The sequence below is a fragment of the Neoehrlichia mikurensis genome, from assembly GCF_019186785.1.
Taxonomy (GTDB): Bacteria; Pseudomonadota; Alphaproteobacteria; order Rickettsiales; family Anaplasmataceae; genus Neoehrlichia; species Neoehrlichia mikurensis.
On the sequence record NZ_CP066557.1, the window covers coordinates 807,741 to 829,810 of the forward strand.

General features: G+C 26.9%; 12 protein-coding genes, 1 other RNA gene and 2 pseudogenes. 6 read left to right on the top strand and 9 right to left on the bottom strand.

Annotated features, from left to right (window positions below; translation table 11 throughout):
* Positions 1-16: 16 nt before the first annotated feature.
* The 4 genes from rnpB to HL033_RS03230 all read right to left on the bottom strand — a co-directional run bounded on the left by rnpB (position 17) and on the right by HL033_RS03230 (position 3,427).
* Positions 17-348, bottom strand: an RNA gene (gene rnpB, locus HL033_RS03215) — RNase P RNA component class A.
* Between the two features lie 570 nt (positions 349-918).
* Entirely contained in the window at positions 919-1,902 is a 984-nt protein-coding gene (bioB, locus tag HL033_RS03220) for a biotin synthase BioB (protein WP_218193865.1), read from the bottom strand.
* Positions 1,903-2,205: 303 nt separating this feature from the next.
* Positions 2,206-2,658, bottom strand: coding sequence for a PAS domain-containing protein (locus HL033_RS03225; protein ID WP_218193866.1), 453 nt, complete (start codon positions 2,656-2,658; stop codon positions 2,206-2,208).
* Positions 2,659-2,797: 139 nt separating this feature from the next.
* Positions 2,798-3,427: a murein hydrolase activator EnvC family protein gene (locus HL033_RS03230; RefSeq protein ID WP_320414801.1), complete on the bottom strand. Its 630-nt coding sequence runs from the start codon at positions 3,425-3,427 to the stop codon at positions 2,798-2,800.
* A gap of 90 nt (positions 3,428-3,517) precedes the next feature.
* On the opposite strand from HL033_RS03230, the gene glpX reads away from it, so the two are divergent.
* Positions 3,518-4,441 carry a class II fructose-bisphosphatase gene (gene glpX / locus HL033_RS03235; protein WP_218194514.1) on the top strand — a complete coding sequence of 308 codons (924 nt, stop codon included), beginning with the start codon at positions 3,518-3,520 and terminating at the stop codon, positions 4,439-4,441.
* Between the two features lie 541 nt (positions 4,442-4,982).
* Here glpX and mnmG read toward each other — a convergent pair.
* Positions 4,983-6,871: pseudogene (gene mnmG / locus HL033_RS03240) on the bottom strand (tRNA uridine-5-carboxymethylaminomethyl(34) synthesis enzyme MnmG).
* Between the two features lie 94 nt (positions 6,872-6,965).
* Between mnmG and HL033_RS03245 the strand changes: the two are divergent.
* On the top strand, positions 6,966-7,754 hold the full coding sequence (locus HL033_RS03245; protein WP_218193867.1) for a phosphoribosylformylglycinamidine synthase subunit PurQ: 789 nt from the start codon (positions 6,966-6,968) through the stop codon (positions 7,752-7,754).
* Positions 7,755-8,253: 499 nt separating this feature from the next.
* Here HL033_RS03245 and HL033_RS03250 read toward each other — a convergent pair whose 3' ends face one another.
* From HL033_RS03250 to HL033_RS03260, 3 genes are all read right to left on the bottom strand, one after another.
* Positions 8,254-8,715, bottom strand: coding sequence for a hypothetical protein (locus tag HL033_RS03250; protein ID WP_218193868.1), 462 nt, complete (start codon positions 8,713-8,715; stop codon positions 8,254-8,256).
* A 1,447-nt stretch (positions 8,716-10,162) separates the two neighbouring features.
* Complete coding sequence (gene purN / locus HL033_RS03255; protein WP_218194515.1) at positions 10,163-10,780, bottom strand: phosphoribosylglycinamide formyltransferase; 618 nt, start codon at positions 10,778-10,780, stop codon at positions 10,163-10,165.
* A gap of 20 nt (positions 10,781-10,800) precedes the next feature.
* Positions 10,801-12,291, bottom strand: a complete 1,491-nt coding sequence (locus HL033_RS03260; protein ID WP_218193869.1) for a leucyl aminopeptidase — start codon at positions 12,289-12,291, stop codon at positions 10,801-10,803.
* 1,313 nt (positions 12,292-13,604) lie between these two features.
* On the opposite strand from HL033_RS03260, the gene HL033_RS03265 reads away from it, so the two are divergent.
* The 3 genes from HL033_RS03265 (at position 13,605) to HL033_RS03275 (ending at position 17,681) form a co-directional block, all read left to right on the top strand.
* Positions 13,605-14,255, top strand: coding sequence for a protocatechuate 3,4-dioxygenase (locus HL033_RS03265; RefSeq protein WP_218193870.1), 651 nt, complete (start codon positions 13,605-13,607; stop codon positions 14,253-14,255).
* 580 nt (positions 14,256-14,835) lie between these two features.
* Complete coding sequence (locus tag HL033_RS03270) at positions 14,836-15,435, top strand: hypothetical protein (RefSeq protein WP_218193871.1); 600 nt, start codon at positions 14,836-14,838, stop codon at positions 15,433-15,435.
* 1,772 nt (positions 15,436-17,207) lie between these two features.
* The gene (locus HL033_RS03275) at positions 17,208-17,681 is read left to right on the top strand and encodes a hypothetical protein (protein WP_218193872.1); all 474 of its coding nucleotides are present in this window, start codon (positions 17,208-17,210) and stop codon (positions 17,679-17,681) included.
* Between the two features lie 291 nt (positions 17,682-17,972).
* Here the strand turns inward: HL033_RS03275 and HL033_RS03280 are convergent.
* A pseudogene (locus HL033_RS03280) lies at positions 17,973-20,503 on the bottom strand (ATP-dependent Clp protease ATP-binding subunit).
* A gap of 226 nt (positions 20,504-20,729) precedes the next feature.
* Here HL033_RS03280 and HL033_RS03285 point away from each other — a divergent pair.
* Entirely contained in the window at positions 20,730-21,437 is a 708-nt protein-coding gene (locus HL033_RS03285) for an SDR family oxidoreductase (protein WP_218193873.1), read from the top strand.
* The last annotated feature ends 633 nt before the right edge of the window (positions 21,438-22,070 follow it).

Genomic DNA, 22,070 nt, shown 5'->3' on the forward strand with positions numbered 1-22,070 from the left:
TTACTGAATATCTGCATAAATCAGGTAAAGATAAGCTGGATTTTGTTTATGTAGTTATTCATCTGGGATAAATATTACTATTTACCTCATGCGACTTACCCGGATAATAGTGAGGGAAAACACAATATCTCTTCTTAGTCTTGCTCCTGGTGGTGGTTACCTAGCTACTATATGTTACCATAAGTACGGTGTGCTCTTACCACACCTTTTCACCCTTACCTTATATAGGCGGTTATTTTCTGTGGCCCTAACCTAAAGTTACCTTCGACAGGGGTTACCTGTCACCATTTTCCCTTGGAGTCCAGACTTTCCTCTGTAATTTAATACAGCAACTACTTCTTTACCTGATTCTTAATTATCATATATAAATGTTAAAAATGCAAATTATTTATATAAACTATATAAACTTATAAAATAATGTACTAGCTAGTACTGGTATAACATATTTAGTAATTTAACTAATATGAAAAATCTTTTGAAACTTAATTGTTTATATAAGTAAATATAATGATACTGTATATAATAATATATTATATAGTATCAACATTTGTTATAGCTATTTATACTATTAGTTCTTTTTTTAAGTATATTTGTTGTGTTATTATAAAAGCTAGGTGTGGCTATTTTGATGTATTGTTATACTAATATTTCTGCAATCAAGTACAACTTTTCTTTTTTTGATTACTTAAATTAAGTACAATACTTGGGGATCCTATTTGTTAATATTTTTGTAATTACTGTAAAACGAATATATATATATATCTTTTTATTAGTTATTTAATTTTTTTAGATTTTTATTAACTTTGTTTACAATAGTATTAATTCTATATTGTATTGGAAAGTATAATTATTAATTTTAGTAAATTTTTACTGTGCATGTTGATTTAAATAAATTTTTCGTATTGTAGAATATTAGCTTTATATATATGCCTTTGTCTTATATTTCTTTACAGAAGTAGGAGTAATCCCTAGTTTTTCTAGTAGATTCTTATCATGTTGATATTCTGGATTTGGTGTTGTAAGTAATTTTTCTCCATAAAATATTGAATTAACTCCAGCAAATAAGCATAAAGCTTGCATTTCTTCAGACATAGATTCTCTACCAGCTGCAAGCCTTATATATGATTTAGGCATCATTATTCTGGCAACGGCAATAGTACGTATAAAATCTATGTTATTGATGTTATTACAGTTTTCAAGAGGAGTTCCTTGTATAGGAGTAAGCTTGTTAATAGGGATAGAAAAAGGATGTTTTTTTAAATTTGCTAAAGTAAGTAACATTTTTGCACGATCTTCTACGTTTTCTCCCATACCTAATATTCCACCGGAACAGACGTTTATACCTGCTTCTTGAATATTATTGATACTATTTAATCTATCATCGTAAGTTCTTGTGGTAATGATATTATGGTAAAATTCTCTTGAAGTATCTATATTGTGATTATAAAAATCAAGCCCAGCCTGTTTTAATTTTTGTGCTTGTTCTAATTTTATCATACCTAATGAAGCACAACTTTCCAAATTTTCATTTTTAATTATTTGAATTAAAGTGCATATGTATGGGATATCTCTATCTTTTAACTCTCTCCACGCAGCTGCAAAGCAGAATCTATCAGCACCTTCTTTTTTAGCTTTTTTTACGGCGAGCTTTATTTCCTCTATGTTTGTATTAAGAGGTTGTTTATTTAAAGTTGTTTTATAATGTGCACTTTGTGAGCAATATTTACAGTTTTCAGGACAGCCACCAGTTTTAATATTTAATAATGTTGAAAGTTGTACTTCATTAGTGTTAAAGAATTTTTTATATGTGAGATGAGAATTTAAAATCAAGTCATTGAATTGCATATTAAAGAGGTTCAATACCTCATCTAAAGACCAATTATTTTTTACTACGTGTTCCATACATATATGATGTTAATTTGTAATATTACATTATTGTGTGTATTTAATAATACTATATAAATAAAATTTGTGAGACTTTATGTAAAGTAAGAATAATATGTATTAATGAAAGATGTCAAGGGACACATGAGTTATTTGTTACTACATTATAATATTAGTATAATTTGTTGTACATTAATGAATTATGTAATTTTTGAGTGATTAGCACCTATGATTATAAGTGATGCAACTTTACATTATTTTGAAAGAAGCACACTTAATTTATCATAGTAATTATATTATTTAAGTAAGCTATATTATTAATTAATATATTTTTCCTCCTACAACTCCAATGATTGCATTGACGGTATTTTGTTTTCCCAATGGTAGCAAACACTGTCTTATTTTTAAATAATGACCGGTTTTAAGCTGAGTTTCTAATTCTTTTATTATAGGAGTATGGTTTTCTATAACTGATTCCAAATAATCTTCTAAATCTTCTATAACCTGAGGAAAAAACATTGTAATGTGTTCGGAGGTAGAATAATATCTTACGTCAGATTTATAAAGGTTTATTGCTTTTTCTCCAATATATGAACAGTGATATTTATGTGATACATTTTCTTGAATGTCTATTATAAAGCAACTTGGCCAAGCTTCTATAATTTCGTCAGGGTCTATTTCAGATTTTTGTGGAAAGTTTCTAGTATTACGCAATGTGTTCCAATATTCGTATAATATCTTGATAGCGCGTCTTTCTGGTACGTAATCTGACATTTATTACCTGTAAATTAATAACATTATAAAGGAATTTACATGTAATATATTGATTTTTTCTTACTATGATAACACTATATATAAATTGCGTAGCATATATATAAATACTATTAAGAGTTGTTTGATGTTATATATATTATTATTTACAATTTATGTATGATAAGGGATTAACAGCATTTCCGTTTTTACGCATTGAGAAGCATAGAACAGGGTTATTAGAAGTTTTACTATTATTTTTTACAATAGAAGCTATTACTTGCCCTTGTTTAACTTTTTCACCAACTTTTACATAGATATTGTGTAAGTAAGAATATAGTGTAATAGTATATTTGTCATGTTCTATTATTATTAAGTTTCCATACCATCTCAGCCCTTTTCCTATGTGTAATACTTTTCCGTCTGCTGATGTTTTAACATCTGAGATATCGTCAGTTTGTATACTTATTCCCTCATTACACATATTATCACCAGTGTGTACGTTTTTAAATGAGGACGTAATATTTCCTTTAATGGGCATGATAAATTTGCATTTTGTCTGTGCTTTTTTATTACTATTTGATAAGTTATTAATTATTATTTTACTGTTTTGTGAATAAATATCCTTTACTTTATCATTATAATCTTTAATAAGATGGTATTCATTTTTGTCATCTACTTCTCTACGGCCATGAAATTCTTCGCCTCTTAATGATACAGGTGCTGGTTTTTGTGTGCATCCAGATAATAATATAATCAGTATTAATATATGAGAAAATTTTATTGTTATCAATTTTTACCTATTAGCTTATATAATATATTTGACATTATATTATATAAAATTTTATGCTAGCTGTTAATTATATTCTTATTTAAGATAATGATACAAGATTTATGTTTTAAATTTTTAAAAGTAACAGAAGCAGCAGCAATAAAAGCTTATAATTTTGTTGGTATGGGCGATGAGATAGGAGCTGATAAAGCAGCTGTAGATTCTATGCGTATGGAATTAAACTTGATAGATATTGATGGTACTATTGTTATAGGTGAGGGGGAGCGTGATAATGCTCCTATGTTATATATTGGTGAAAAAATAGGGAGAGGAGGATATGCATTAGATATTGCTGTTGATCCTCTTGAAGGTACTACAATTTGTTCAAACTATAAGGATGGTGCCATGTCTGTTATTGCTATAGCAGAATCTGGAGGTTTTCTTAAAGCTCCAGATATTTATATGGAAAAGATAGCTGTTGGTCCTAATTCACCAGAAGGGGTAGTATCCTTAAATAATGATATAAAGGTCAATCTTGGTAACTTGTCAGATGCAAAAAAGTGTTCCATTAGTGATTTAGTGGTTATTGTTTTAAATAGAGAAAGACATTTATCTTTAATTAATTCTATAAGAGAATGTGGTGCACGTGTTAAATTAATAGATGATGGGGATATATCTGCTGTTTTATCATTAGTTTTTGGAAAATATGATTTATATGTTGGAATAGGAGGAGCGCCTGAAGGGGTACTTGCTGCTGCAGCGTTATTGTCTATTGGTGGTTATATAGAAGGTAAGTTGATGTTTAATACAGATTTATTAGTAGATAAGGCAAAACATTTTGGTATTAGAGACATTAATAAAGTATATACAATAAAAGATATGGTAAAAGGTAAATCTGCCTTTATAGCTACGGGTATAACAGATAGTAATTTAGTTAGAGGAGTAGAATTTTGTGACAGTTATGTAAAAACTCATTCTATAATTATTAAATCAGGTAATATTATGTATACTAGTAATATTGTATGTAATAACTAGTATAATTTATGTATTAAATGTTGCTGTATTATTGTGGGGTTTAGCAAGTAGTTATACGCTAATTATTTTATAGTATTATGTTAATTTGTAATTTCTTAGCTGATTGTATGCAGTAGTGTATGTTATTGTTTGTAAAATTACGCGAAATACTATAACCATTCTTTTTAGAAAATTATTTAGCATGTGATGTACTTAATAATTCGATATAATAAAGGATAATTTTTCATGTTTTTGAATATTTTGCATAAAAAGTAGTAGCTTGTTAATTAATTATTAGTTTATCTATTAATAATGTGTTGATTTTAATTTAAAAAATGATCCTTATTAGTGCTAAAGTTAGTATTTGTATTATCTCTATGAGGAATCAATTATAGAAAACTTATTATTGTTATTTAGATATAAGTGTTCTAATAATTTTTATGTGATTTATTCCCAGGTAAAGAAAGGGCTTGTAATAGTGGTATTAAAAATTTTATGTAATCAAAAATACTTTTCTTTTAAGTAGTGATATATGTAGAATATTTATAGTATTTTAGTTTAATCAAAAAGTATTATTCTGTTTGTTATAATGCCGTAAATAAATCATAGTGATAGCAGCTGGTGTTATGCCAGGAATTCTTTTTGCTGATCCAATAGAAGGTGGCTTTATATTTTGTAATTTTTCTTGTACCTCTTTTGTGATAAGCCATTTATTTGAGAATAATACTTAATATGTGATATTGTAGTATTTTCCTCAGTGAGAAAAAGCTTTATGTCTGTTTCTTGGCGCTTTAAATAAGGAGCATATTTTCCTTCAATTTCTATTTGTTTCAGTGCTGTTGTGCTAAATGCTTGTAAATTTGGCCATATTTGTAATATTAAATTAATATTTACATTATTGTGACTTAACAGTTCAAAGGCATTTTTTTTACATCCGTCTTGAGATATATTTATATTGTGGGTTAATAGCTGGTTAGGAGTTACTGTTAAGTTATTTAATACATTATATAAATTTTTTATTTCTTGTGTTTTTTTCTGAAATGCTAAATATCTTTCGCAAGATACTGCAGATATCTTATGCCCTATTTCTGTTAAGCGTGTATCTGCATTGTCAGATCGTAATAGTAGTCTATATTCTGCTCTAGAGGTAAATATTCTATATGGTTCAGAAGTTCCTAAGGTAACTAAGTCATCTATCATGACACCAATATATGCATCATTTCTTTTTAATATAAATGGAGTATAGTGTGTTTTTAATGATAGTGCTGCATTAATTCCTGCAATTATTCCTTGTCCTGCTGCTTCTTCATATCCAGTTGTGCCATTAATTTGTCCTGCAAAATATAGACCACGAATTTTTTTTGTTTCTAATGTATGATATAGTTCGCGTGGATCTATGAAATTATATTCAATGCTATATCCATAGCGTATTACTTTAACATTTTCTAGTCCAGGAATTGTTTTAAGCATTTCATGCTGCACATCAATAGGAGAAGAAGTAGTAATACCATTAGGGTAAATAGAATTAGAATTTAATCCTTCCGGTTCTAAAAATACTTGATGACTTGTACGATGCGGAAATCTTTTAATTTTATCTTCTATTGATGGACAGTACCTAGGAGACTTAATATCTTTTAATGCTAGATTAGATGCTGCTCTATGTTGATTATTTTGAATAACGTTATGAGTGTTTATATTAGTGTGTGTAAGATAGCAAGAAATTTGAGGAGTATTAATGGCATCCGAAAGGAAAGAGAAAGGTGTTGGTGGATTATCTCCTTTTTGTTCAGATAAGATTGCCCAATTAATACTGTTTCCATCTATTCTAGGAGGTGTTCCAGTTCTTAGTCGACCTAATTTAAAATTGTATTTATGCAATGTTGTTGCTAATTTTATTGATGGTGCTTCTCCTATTCTTCCTGCAGGCTGGCTATTGTTTCCAATGTGCATTATTCCATTTAAAAATGTACCAGTTGTTAGTACTAACTTTTTTGTATATATATACTTATTATTTAAGACTACAACACCTTTAATTGTAGGATTATTGTTAATATCTTCTACTATAAACTCCTCAACTGATGATTCTAATACTGTTAAATTCGGTAAATTTAAGATTATTTCCTGCATTGCGAGCTTATACATTTGTCTATCAGCTTGGGCACGTGGTCCCCATACAGCCGGACCCTTACTGTGATTTAATATAGCAGAGTGAATACTAGATTTATCAATTACCTTTCCCATTAATCCATCTAATGCATCAATTTCACGTACTATTACCCCTTTTGCAATACCCCCAATTGCAGGATTACATGACATTTCCCCTATTGTAGAAAATTTATGGGTAATTAATAAAGTATTGGCACCTATTCTTGCAGAGGCAGATGCTGCTTCACACCCTGCGTGCCCTCCACCAACTATTATTACGTCATATTTATCATTATGTTTATGCATATAATTAAATTATATAATGCAACTAATGGTAAAAAATAATATTAATTTTGTCAAATATTGTATATATATAATTATAATATTTAGTTAGGGAAAAGTGAAAGTAGCTGTATTATCTGGATATGGATTAAATTGTGAAGAAGAGACTCTCATTGCGTTTTTAGAAGCAGGTCAATATTTTAGTGTTAATATTACAGGAGATATTATTCATATCAATGAATTGATAAGTAATGTTAAATTATTAAAGCAATATAACATACTTGCAATACCTGGAGGTTTTTCTTACGGTGATGATACTGGTGCAGGTAATGCTTTTGCGTTACGTATACTTAATAATCTTCAAGAAGAGATTCAAGAGTTTTTGATTGGAGATAAACTTGTTATAGGTATATGTAATGGATGTCAAATACTAATGAAATTGATTGATACATTTAGTAATGTTACCATTACATATAATGATACATATAAGTATCAGTGTAGATGGGTAAATGTCAAAGTATATAATGAGTCTATATGGCTATCTGACATAGAGACATTATATATTCCTATAGCTCATGGTGAAGGTAAATTTTATGCTGCTGATGATGTATTACAGAATTTAATTTATAATAAAAATGTAGCTTTAAGATACATAAAAGATGATAAAAATTACGCAAATAATATTTTCCCTTATAATCCTAATGGATCGTTGTATGATATTGCTGCTGTATCAGATAATAGTGGGAGAGTATTATTGATGATGCCACATCCAGAAAGAGCATTATTTTTTACTCAACGATATGATTGGACATACATTAAGGAAAGAGATTTGAGGTTGGGTAAGGCTTTACCTATATATGGTGATGGTTTTAAAATTTTTTGTAATGCAATAAAATATTTTATGTAAAAGGTATTGTATGTAAATGTGCTGTAGTTATTATTTTTTTATGTAACAGGAATATCTTTCTGTTTAGGAATTGTAGGGTTATATATTGGTACCTATTCTTGCAGAGGCAGATGCTGCTTCACATCCTGCGTGCCCTCTATCAACTATTATTGCGTCATATTTATCATTATGTATTTTTAGTTAATTCTGATATTGGTGTACTGAATTTATTTTTTAATATCTAATTTATATAGTTAGTAAATTTAAGAAAAATATTTTTGCATTAGCATACCTTTTATATAATATGTATTAACATTGAAAATTTTGTACTCTTAATACTTTTTTATATTGATTGTTAATTTATGTTTTTTGGGAAGACACATGCTAATGTTTTTTATAAGAATGGAAGCTTATTATAACTTTTTACTATAGTGAACAATAATTAAACATTGGAGGTTTTTTTACTTAATGCTAGTAGCATGCATTTATTTAAGTATGATGGGATTTAATTTATACTATATTATAAATATACCACATCCTTATTTTGAATTCTTTCATATGCAGATACTGTTGCTACAAAAAGTAAGCTTGGGACTCCAAATAATAAACTCTTAGATATTATTGACAAATATTGTTCATCATTATCATTAATTATTCTATTCTCTGTATGTACATTGTCATGTGTTGCGATGGAGTAACATTGATAAATTGATGAAAGAACACATAATAGTGAGGATAATACAAGCGCAGCACATATTGGGCTGACCTTAAATGGATTTTTACTAATAGCAGATATAATAGAAAATACTGGCCAAAAGAATATAAAATTTATTAATAACACATGCACAATAAAACTTAACGATTTTGCTATATTGTCATATGGGTGTTTTTTAGGATATGAATTAAGAAAAAGGACTGCTGGAAAAAATAATACTATAAAAGTATAAAAAAAATAATCGCGTATCTTGTCACTTACTTGCATGTCACACACATTAATTTTATGCTATAATAATGCTTATTATTACATATTGAAATGATATAGCAATTAATTTTTTACTACTGAAAATTTTATGGTTTAAATATATCACCATAAAATGAAAAAGCATTGATTTGTTATATATATAAAGTGGTTTTTTTAAATCTATAGCTCATTTTTATAATGTAATTTACATAAAGATATTGATGTATATGAGATTAAGTAGTGTAGGGAGGTGATAGGCTATTATTTTTGAAGCTAAATTAATTGTATTTATATTTATTTATGTATGTGTTTTTTTATTTTTCTTTAGTTATTGTTTTGCAAAGACAATTATACATTGTGTATACGTAATTGATTTTTTAAGTGAGCTTTTATAAAATGGTGAACTTAGGTGCTTAAAGGTTTGTTGAATATTTGTTTATAATTTAAGTTATTATCTTTCATATAAGTAGACACTTGTAAAATATTTACTAAAATATATAATACTGCTAATGGTTTTATTGAAAAACTTTATAATAATGTTAAGAATAATGTTGTTGATAGTTATGATTATTAACTCATAATTAGTACATATTTGAGATTATATAACAACGTAAATTTCTTATCTCTAGAAGTTTAGATGGTAACTTTTATTTTGATAAGTAGGTATGATAAGTATTTTGCAATTCATAATTTAAAGTTGCTGTTATTGTTAATACGGATAAATTGAAGAAGATCTTTTTGATAAATATTTAGTGACCTATTGTGCAAGATGTATCTACATAAAAAAATATTAATATAGTGTATTAATTAATGCTGGAAAAAAGCGTTTTTCTATAGAATTGAATATGAAGAATACTAATAAATAAATAGTGATGTTGTATATAAGGGTTATTTTTCTATATTGTCTGTCAAATAATTAAAATTTTTAAAAGAGAATTAAATTTATAGTGGAATTTTTTTTACATATAATATATTTTTAATATTAATTATGTATAAAGTGGAAATATTCTTCTTCTAATATTTCAGTTAGCTTATATGATATCTTATATTGTATTATTAACTATTTCATCTATATTTAATCATACCAATTAAATACTGATTTATCTTAAGTATACAGTTGATTGTACATTATAAGCTATACCAAGATTGTAATTGTATATTTCTTGTATGTAATAGCTCGATTATTCATCCATGACTTTAATACTGTATTTATGATGCATAAAATGACTAATTAATTTTTTAGATAGGCTAATATATTATTAGTCATGTATTTATAATATATAATAAGTATTGTATGTTTATTTATTTGTATATAACCATAAGTTTATAGTTGTAAATGTTACGTACAGCATACATAAGTCATATATATTACTACTAAGAAAATTAATGTTTTTAATGATATGTACTTTTTCTATAAAAATACTTAATCAATAACATGGTAAATATTGTAATAATAAATTTACTTTACTTAATTATTATCCATAAAAAATAGCTTTTCTGTTGATGTTACTTTATTATTAATTATCTGAATTTTATTTAACGCTATTAAACGTATTGCTTCTGGATAACATAAGTGTTCCATTTTTAAAATTTTTGTAGATAAACTTTCTACATTATCTGTAGCAAATACAGGTACAGCAGCTTGTATTATTATTGGACCTGAATCTACTTCTGGATATACATAGTGTACTGTACAGCCTGCGATTTTTACACCAGCATCAAAAGCCTGTTTTTGAGCATTTAATCCCTTAAAAGACGGTAAAAGAGAAGGATGTATGTTAATAACTTTGAGATGCCAATTTTTAAGAAAGCTATCGTTTATAATGCTCATGAATCCTGCAAGACATACTAGGTCTACTTTATATTTAATTAAAATTTCTTCTATTTTGTTAATATCTAAAGGACGCTTTCTGACAATAAAAGTATCTATGTTGGCTTCTTGAGCAATCTTTAATCCTTGGGCATTAGAGTTATTTGATATTACACATGACACTGCTGCAGGAAAGTCGCTATTACATGCATTAATAATCGATTGCATGTTGGATCCTCTTCCAGAAATTAAAATACCAAGTCTTATCTTCTGCATACTTTGATTAATCATGTTACTTATTCATAATACTTTGATATAAATCTGTTTAGTAACCTAACGCCAAATCCAGTTGCTCCTTTAGGAGAAATTTCTAATCCTTCATCACTCCATGCTGTTCCTGCTATATCTAAATGAGCCCAAGGGACTTGATTGACAAATCTTTGTAAAAATTGAGAAGCGGTAATGCTATCAGCCCCATAACCTTTAGTTGAAATATTTTGCATATCTGCTACTGATGAGTTAATCATTTTATCATATGCTTCACTTAATGGGAAACGCCATAGCTTTTCATCAGTTTCATTGCCTGCATCAATTAATTGAGTTGCAATTAAATCATTATTGGAAAAAATCCCCGCGTATTGGTTATTACCTAATGCAACAATTATTGCACCGGTAAGCGTTGCTAAATCTATAATTAATTTTGGTGAAAACATTTCTTGAGTGTACCATAGAGCATCAGCAAGTACTAATCTTCCTTCTGCATCAGTATTAAGTACTTCTATTGTTTGTCCTGACATTGATACTACAATATCACTTGGCCTTTGAGCATTACCACCTATTGCATTTTCTACTAATCCTACTACGCCAACAACGTTAACTTTTGCTTTACGAGCTGCTAAAGCTCTTATTGCTCCAACAACAGATGCAGAACCAGCCATATCATATTTCATATCCCACATTGCTTTAGATGGTTTTAGAGATATGCCCCCTGTATCAAAAGTGACACCTTTTCCTACTAATGCAATTGGTTTATCATCTTTTTTTCCACCATTCCATTCCATAACTACAAGTTTTGAACTTTTATGACTACCTTGACCAACTCCAAGAAGTGCCATCATGCCATGTTTTTTCATATCTTCTTCGTCAAGTATTTTTACATTAACACCTACCTTTTGTAATTCTTCATTTATTTTTGCAGCGTAAGCTTCTGGATATAATATATTAGGAGGTTCTGATACGAAAGATCTTGCTAAAAATACTGATTCTCCCTCTGTTTTTAATTTATTATATAAATTCTGTGTTTCTTCAATATTGTGATTTAATAGTACTGTTATGTTCTGTACTTTAGGCGTATTTTCTTCTTTTCTTTTAGAAAAGTACTTATAGAATTTAAAACTGCGCAATAATGCACCATATGCAACATTGGCACCAAAAGTACTATTAGTTGCTAATATTGCAGCATCTTTTATTTTCATATTTTCAAGTGTAGAATATATTATTCCCCCAACTTTTAATAATTTATTTTCATTTAATTCTTCGCGCTTCCCAAGTCCTATTATCATGATGACTTTATTATTTTCGGTCAAAGTTAGAGGAAAAATTTCTGCGAATTGACCATTAAAAAATTGAAAATTTTTTGTTATACTTATAGCTTTTTCGTAATCATTACCTAACAGCCCATTATCTTCTAGTTGATTGCTACCTTCAAACATTCCTATTACCAATACCGTTGTTTTAACTAATGAAGATATTTCTGATGCCAAGTTTAAAAATGATATATTAACCATAAAAAAAACCTGAATTTAAATTGTAATTGCAAGAAGCTTCATTTTATATAGGTAATGGCTTAATATCAATAAATTTTTTAAATAATTTATTAACTTTAATGTCATTGTATGAACTGTATTTTTTATTTCTAAAATGCAACACTAGAATTATTACCTACTTTAGGTTGATTTACTAAAATTAAACAACAGCGTGTATGGCTGAATTCTAATGATGCATTGATAAATTATGTTAAATATTAATTCAATATTTTTTGGATAAGTAATGTATATTTAGTAATATTGAAATTTTAATAAGTTTATGTAGTATTTTCTTGTTATTATAATTTTTATTTGAGAATACTTTATTGTCGTGACCATATTTTTATGTTAGTGCCTTTTTTACATTGTTTGTAATTTAATTATGTTATCTCAATAGCATATAGTTATTTATGATTGGAATTGAAATATTACTTTGCGTTGATTTGTGGTATTAATTCTTTTTAATTTGGTTAAATTTATGTATTGATGGTGTATTGTAGAACAAATTATGAGATATATTGACTATTAGCATAGACTTTAATTTATGTATTATGAATATTAATTAACTATATGTTAAATTATCAGAATTCTTATTGGGAAATAAAAGCTATATGATAGATGATGGCTACATGATGGATAATTTTATGCGAATATTATATAAATTAATGTGACTCAAAGAAAATTGATAATAGTTGTGTTTGCTTATTCATGTATATTTTAAGATATTTTTAGTACAAAATTAATATTGCTTTATTGAATAGTAATCAATATTAACTATGGGTTTTAGGTTAGTGAATATGCATATTAATTTAGGTGAGCATTGGTTGTAAGCATTATTTAATGTAACATATTTTAATAGATAATGTTATGTTAACACTATTGAATAATTTAAAGGCTGAATATTGTTATTGTTCATTGTAAACATTAATGTAAAATAATTGTGGGCATGATGTAAATAGATATAAAATTTCAAAGGGATATTTAGTATAAAGAAATAAGTACATAAAATTAAATATTTTTTACTATAAATTTATTATTTTTGCTAAACATAAAATAATTTTTACATTTACAAAAAAATACATTACCAATATTCATATTCAAGTTTACGATTATATATAATTAGAATTATTTATTATAAGTAATGTATTTGAAGGTAATAGTGCTATAAATTATATGTCGAATTGCTATACGATTTATTAATACGAGTAAAATTATTATGTGTTTATAATGTTAAGGCTTAATATGACAAATGTTTAACGTTTGTAAGATTTATTCTTAAAGTTAAGGTTATTAATATGAAATATATGTTTAAAATATTGGTTATTATTTTTGCTTTTTTAGCTTCTGAGGCTTATGCTGTTGACCCTGTAATTGTTAATTGTGTTGAAACTCCTGAAATTTATAATGTACAAAATAAACCTAGGCATTTTTATGTATCTAATAACTTAAGGCGTAAAACAGGAAGTCCTATTACTGCTAAAGGTGAACTGATTTATATCATTGGAAAAGTAACTGATAGAAATTGTGTTCCTATAGCAAATATGAATGTTTCTATTTGGCAGGCAAATACCTATGGTATATACCAAAGTAGTGTTGGTAATGATAAAGTTTCTCCAAATAATAAATATGATGAACATTTTAGTGGATCAGGAATAACTACTACTGATAATTTAGGTAATTATAGCTTTATTACTGTTATGCCCGGCAAATATTCAGATAGACTTCCTCATATAAGTTTTATGCTGCAGCATCCTGATTTTTTAGTATTTTATACAGAGATGTTTTTTGAAGGATATAATAATACTGCAGATCCAGTCCTTAGTCATATGGTAAGTCCTAATTCTAGAAAATTGTTAGTATCTCAATATACTGTTAATGATATGGGAATAAAAGTTTATAGATTTAATATTACTCTTGGGGAGAAAAGTATATATAAAACTAAGTAATTTTTTGTTTATCCTACTATAGTATATTTTTATCTTTTTTGATTTGTAGAAAATAAGGTGTATTAAAATTAATATGTATGATTAGGTGTTATATTGTTGCTATAAATTTACTGCTTGATAAAGTTTTCTATTTTTAATAATTAATATTAATGTATTATATTTAGGATGATGCTTTGTTAGTTAATTCATCGGTAATGTGTATAGCTGAATTTTCCAACAACGACTTTTACAAATTATTTAATGTTTTTTGATTCAGCAATATATATTTATTAATATTGATATTTTAATAAATGCAGTATTTTCTCGTTATTATGGTTTTTTTATTCAAAAATACTTTAGCTATATTTGTTGTATTAGTGCTCTATGTTTATATTATTATTATAGTTGTATGATATCAAATAGATTTTAGTACTAATGGCGTTTATGTTATTTATACGTAAAAATTTAATGTTAGTCTAAGTCTTGATCTATAATAGAGTATACTACTAATTTTTGTAAAGGTAATTAATACATTTTTAATATGTAAAATAATTTTATTGTTGATTTTATTTATATGTGATTACTATTATAAGTATTGTGTGTGTGGGGCATTGGTTCTGTTATTATGAAAAAAATCAATACGAAAGAACTTATAGATTTTTACATTAATTTTACGTTTGGAAACTTAATAATTCCAATTTTGTTGGTATGGGCTTCTAATAAGGCATTTAACAAAGGTTATAAAAAAGCACATGTCATATTGAAAGAGCTAGCAACTTTATCACATGTTTTTTTAATAAATATGATGCTTTTTTACGGCATATTTCGTGCGGTGTTAATATTACTTCCTAATGTTAGCAGTACTGTACTACCTAAGGTTATTCTTTATTCTGCTGGTATATCTTTTGTATTAACTATGTTAGCTTTTTTAGTTAATTATCGTGATATTAAAGAAGATGTAAAAGATTATTGCAACTTTACTTATAATGCTGATTTGTACTTATGTTCACGAGAACGTGTAATTCGAGAGTTAAGTTTTGGCATACCTACTCTTATTACTCTGGTTACATTGTCTGTTGTAGATATGATATTAGGGTTATGTGTTAAGGATAGTAAAAATGTAAGCTCTAATTTAAATAATGTATCAGAATGTCGTCAGGAGGAATCGGATTATAAGTTTGTAAAAAGTACAAGTATGTAAATGATAGTTTGTGTTTTAGATTTTAGGCAGTTGATATGAGTTATGACAGTAAATTATGTGTGTATATTATAAATCTTACTGTAGCAGTCTGTTTAATCAAATAATCGTTGTGTTCTGATAGTTTTATTAGTTTTATAAGAATCTTGATAACTGATTTTAATAGATGTTTGTTTTATTAAACAGGTTGCTTATTGGTCAGTGTGTATTAGTTTAAAGTAATTGTTTTTAATAAAATACTATAGAGTTATTAGATATTAACTATAAATTTTTTAGGTTAAAATCTTAGTAAGATTTCTCTTATTGTAGTATGTCTGATTAAAACAACTCAATTATTATTATGTGTGCAAAAATTGTGCAGGAATTTAGTATATATAATTTCTCAATACTTTTTATGGGTTCTTTTAATTATATATCAATATTAGAATTTAAACTTATATTATTTTCTTGATAAAACTAATGTGTCAGTCAGCTAGTTATAATGACTAATGAATTTGTAGTATATTTTTATCTACTGTTATTAATTGTATATTGATAAGTAATTATAAAATTAAAAATATGATTTTATTTTAGATTTTTGTAATTGTTTTTTGTTGATATAGGCATGCTATTGATTTTTTAGTGAGTGTAATTGATCTATTGTGTATTAGGTAGTGTACTAATTTTTATTCAATGATGTATATAAGTAATATTATGATATTTCTTATTGGTTAGTTATTTCAATATTAATTTACTTACATTAAATATTTTATTGATATTGAAGAGCTAATATATCTTAATCTTAACTATTGTTAAATAATAAAAAAGATAAGTTATAAGTAATGATATAATCATTATAATGAAAAAAAATTGGTGTATTATGCATATTTTCTTGTATTAGCAGCGTAATTAATTGATGTTAATATCATAGGTAAATATTAGGTACTTTACTATTTGTTATAGTGATATTGTTAAAGTTATTAATATGAGTCAAGTATACACTGGTATATTGTATTGGTAATTATGAATATTTTAATTTATTGCATACGTTATTGCTGTGTTAGTATATTCAAAGCCTTTTTAAGCATAATTATAAGAATAGGATAATGAAATGAAACTGTTATTAACAAAATATTAAAAAGCATATTTTTTTTGTCTATGTCAATACTCTTAATAATACAATTTATATTTGTGAATGCTATGATTGTGGATAGATTACGTAAAAAATAAATGCTAAGCAATATTAAGAAAGTATCGGTTCTTTCGCAACTTTATTATTTCTTTTAGTGTTGTGTATGCAAAGAACCTTAGAGCGTAACATCATATATTTTTACTTTTTTTTCTGCAACAATATTTTATAGTCATAATTTAAAGAAGGAACGAGAAATGTTTAGGTGAAAATACTGATTAAAATGTTTTCAATATTAATGCTAAAATTGAATTTTAGTATGCTAGCCTAATTTTATACTTAGCCGTCATAGATAAAGTGTCATTATTATGTGATATAAGTAATAAGAATCATAATTATTAATGTTAATTTCATTTAGGTTGTTCTTAATTAAATACGGGTATAATATATTTATTGTGTGATATTAGAAATAATGTGTAAAATTGATATTAATTTATTATTAATTATATGAATTTATTTAACATATTGCTTCTGGATAACAATGCATATAATGAAGGATAATATCATAGTTAAGGTATATTATGAGCTTTTTAATATAATATTCTTGACATATAGTGTCTGCTAGATAATAACTTGCAGCTATATTCTCTATATAATAATAAAATATATGAAAAATGTTAAAAGTTATTATTTTTTGTGTACATGTATGTTATTGATTCTGCCACTTATTATTTTATGCATTGCAATGGGGTTATATTATTATGATAAAAATAAGTATCATGCAATATGTTGGGAAGCAGCATGTTTTTCAAATATTTTGCTAAGTAACATTGTATTTTTTGGAGCATTGCTATATGTAATGTTTATAATATTTCCAAGTTTGGCATTTGCAAATCAATTATTGGCAATAACTGTTTTTGCTTGTACATTGTCATGTGCATTAACCTTAACTTCCATATTATGCAATTATAAGGATATAAAGGAAGATATAAGTGAATATTTGTGTTATGGAAATGAAAGTGACTATGCTGGGTCGTGTTTATCTCGTATAATGCAAGAAATGAATTTTTCTATTCCTACATTGCTTTTTAGTGTTATATTAAGCGCCGTAGGAAAAATTATAGTTGCCATGAATAAGTGATAATGACATTGAAAAAATATAATTTACTAAATTGTAGCTTTCTGTATAGCATTATATCAATTGATATATCTGTGTAGTAATTTAATAAATGTATAGTTATAACGGTATGTTTAGTGAGTAATTGATAGTTTTATTAGTTTCAATATTACTTTACTTGTATTAGTTGTTATTACAATAATAAATGTAGTTATGATACTGAAATGCGGTTGTTACTTAAAAGCTTTGAATATATTAACACAACAATAACATTAAGAGGTATTTGTCATTGAGGTTGTATTGGTGAATATTATATTAAAATAAAAATATAAGATATATTGTATTAATATATAAATGCATTTTATTTATTGTTAAGTTACTAACATATATCTTAATTTTATCTCCTTCATTTATTGCGTCAGAAAGCATTAATTTTGCTAGCTGGTTTTGAATATATTGTTGAATGCTTCAGGTGTTAAAGTAATAGTGATTTTACGTTCACTAATTGTTTTTTGAAGATGAGAAAGTTGTATATCTATGATACCTGCTATATCTTCCTTAGATAATTTATTAAATACTATAATTTCGTCCAGTCTATTTAAAAATTCTGGCCGAAAATTTGAACGTAGTATTTTTAAAACTTCTTGATTATTTATATCATTTGTATTGTCTTGAAGAATAATATCCTGTCCTAAATTTGATGTTAATATTAATATGGTATTACGGAAATCTACCAGTTTTCCTTTACTATCTGTCAATCTTCCTTCATCTAGCACCTGTAATAAAATATTAAAAATGTCTGCATGTGCCTTTTCTATTTCATCAAATAAAATTACTTGATAAGGTCTTCTTCGTATTGCCTCAGTTAATGCTCCACCTTGCTCATATCCTACGTATCCTGGAGGTGCCCCTATAAATCTTGAAATTGAGTGTTTTTCCATAAATTCAGACATGTCGAATCTTAATAACGCAGACTTATCATTAAACAAAAACTGAGCTAAAGCTTTTGTTAATTCTGTTTTTCCAACGCCTGTTGGGCCAAGAAATAAAAATGATCCTAAAGGTTTTTGCGAATCCTGTATTCCTGCACGTGATCTTCTTACTGCATTGCTGACTGATGTAATAGCATGATCTTGTCCTATAACTATTTTTTTTATATATTGTTCCATATTTAGTAATTTTTCTTTTTCATTACTCATCATATTTTCTATAGGAATACCTGTCCATTTTGCAACAATAGTTGATATATCATTTTCAGTAATTTCTTTTTTTAATAAATTGCCAGTTACTTGTTCATGTTGTTTCAGTTCTTTTTCAAGTGTAGGTATAATACCATACATTAATTCTCCTGCCTTTGCTAAATCGCCAGACCTTTGAGCTTTTTCTAGATTACTACGTGCGTTATCCAATTTTTCTGTACATTCTTGCATTTTTGCTATTTTAACTTTTTCTGCTTGCCATTTACTATTTAAATCGGCAACCCTTGAATTAAGTTCTTCTAATTCTTTATTAATTTCTACTAAACGTTGTTGTGATGATTTATTATATTCTTTTTTTAGAACTTCTGATTCAATTTTTAATTGAATAATTTTTCTTTCAACTTCATCTATAATCTCAGGTTTACTATCTATTTCTATTCTTGCTCTGCTTGCTGCTTCATCTATAAGATCTATTGCTTTATCAGGAAGAAATCTATCACTAATATAACGATTTGATAAGGTTGCTGCTGCAATAATAGAGCTATCTGCTATTCTTATACCATGATGCAACTCATATTTTTCTTTTAATCCACGTAAAATTGATATTGTATCATGAATACTTGGTTCTGATACAAAAACAGATTGAAATCGTCTTGCTAATGCGGCGTCTTTTTCTATGTATTCTCGATATTCATCAAGAGTTGTTGCACCAATACAATGTATTTCTCCTCTTGCTAGTGCTGGCTTCAGTAAGTTAGATGCATCCATTGATCCTCCAACTGCTCCTGCACCTATAAGTGTATGTAATTCATCTATAAATAGTATTATACTACCATTAGATGACGTTATTTCATTAATGACAGCTTTTAGCCTTTCTTCGAATTCACCTCTATATTTAGTGCCAGCAATTAGCGCACCTAAATCTAATGACATTATTTTTGCATGTCGCAATCCTATAGGTACGTCTCCTAGTACTATGCGTTGAGCTAATCCTTCAACTATTGCTGTTTTACCAACTCCAGGATCTCCGATTAATACAGGATTGTTTTTTGTTCTACGAGATAATACTTGCATAGTACGTCTTATCTCTTCATCTCTGCCAATAACAGGATCAAGCTTTCCACTAATAGCACATTCGTTAACATCCTTTGCATATTTTTTTAATGCATTAAATTGTTGATCAGCATTAGCATTATCTGCTTTTACACCTTTACGAATATTTGCAATAATATTGTTAAGTTTTTGAGGTGTTATACCATTTTGTAAGAGAATGTTAGCAGTATTACTATCTACAATTGTTAATGCTTGTAATAGCCGCTCTACAGTAACATATGTATCTTGATTTCTTTTAGCTAAATTTACTGCTTCTTCTAGAACTTGTGCCATTTCTTTTGAGAGAGTTATATGTCCACTTCCAGAGCCACTAACAATAGGTAGCTTTTGAAGCGCTAGCATATTAGCATTATTTATATCATTAACATTACTGCCGCATGAAGTGATTAATACTTCTATCAACTCATCTTTCTCGTTTAACATAACTTTTAATAAATGTGCTGGTAGTAATAATTGATGACCAGAAGATATAGCAGATGTTTGTGATTGCATAATGAGGCTTTTAGCTTTATCAGTAAATTTATTAAGATCCATAAGAGCAATTTAGTTTAATTATATTAAGTAGTAATATAGCATTTATTATGAAATATTAAAGTATACGTATATAGTTTTGGTAATTAATTTTAGTTATTATGTGACTTAAGTACTTTGGTGTTGTTATTAAAAATATAAGATTATTAATAATAACAGTTATGCTGTTTTACTTGCCAACTGTAATTTTAAGACTTATTATTAAGCGTTTATTTACTGGATTGTATTAATGGGAGCATTACAAGGTAGAATAGCAATTATTACAGGAGCTTCGGGAAGTATAGGGTCAGTTGTAGCTCAGAGATTTGCTAAGGAAGGTGCTAATTTGATTCTTATTGGTAGGAATATTGATAAGTTAAAAGCTCTTTATAGTATTATACAGGAAGTAGGAGTAGAAATAATGATTATTCCTATTGATCTTCAAAATTTTGATAGTATTAAAGATATTGCATTGTCTATAAAAACAAAATTCAAATTTATAGATATTTTAGTCGCGAATGCTTCAGCATCATGTAATTTAAGTCCAGTGCAAGAATATGATCCTATAGTGTTGAAAGAAGTTATGGATATAAATTTTTTTGCAAATTGGTACTTAATAAAGTATTTTGATGCATTACTTAAAGGTTCATTATCTGGTAGAGCAATTTTTTTAACTTCAGAAATTACTCACTCGTTGTCAAGTTATCCATATTGTGGGCTTTATGCATCAAGTAAAGCTGCTTTAGAAGCAATGATTAAGATATATGCTGCAGAAACAAAGCATAGTAAAATGTGTGTTAACATGGTTTATCAATGTCAAAGTGGCAGTACTCAAGGGTTTATGTCACAAGAAAATTCTGAAATGGTCTTTCCAGAGAAGTTAACGGATAAATTTGTAGAACTTGCTTCTGAAAGTTGTAGTATTACAGGGCAAGTTTATAAACTTGAAGAATGTTAATGTTTTGTATGCAATAGTACTTTTTTATTATGATAGATAAATTTAATAATGATTCTCAAGAAGGATTGCATAATAATAAAGATTAATTTTATATTTAGCAGTATTGTCATTTGCAATTGTTAATGCTTCTATAGCTGTTCTACAGTAGCATTATGTATCTTGATTTTTTTAGCTAAATTTACTGCTTCTTCTAGAACTTATGTTATTTTATAAGGGTGGAGGAGTTATATATCTTCTTCCAGAACTACTAAAATAGGTAGTCTTTGGGTTTATTGGAGTAAGATTATAATTCGATAAAAGAAAGATTTATAAAAATTTATAGAATACATAAGATAAATGGTACCTTTTTAGTTAAAAAAATCTAATGAATAAGAAAAATTATTGTATTAAGTTGTTTTAAATAACATTTGAGTATTATTCACATATTGTTTTTAGGTAAGCTTTTTACTTATACCTTATTCTTGTTATGCTAGAAAACTTATTGATAAAGTGATAAAATATACTTTATTTATTAATAAATTACTAAAAATAATAAAACCTTAAAATGAATACGTACAATAGAATAAAAAGACCTTAATAAAAAAGATAAGTTATAATTTTTTGAAGAAAAAAAAGGGAGGGGGAGATAAAACA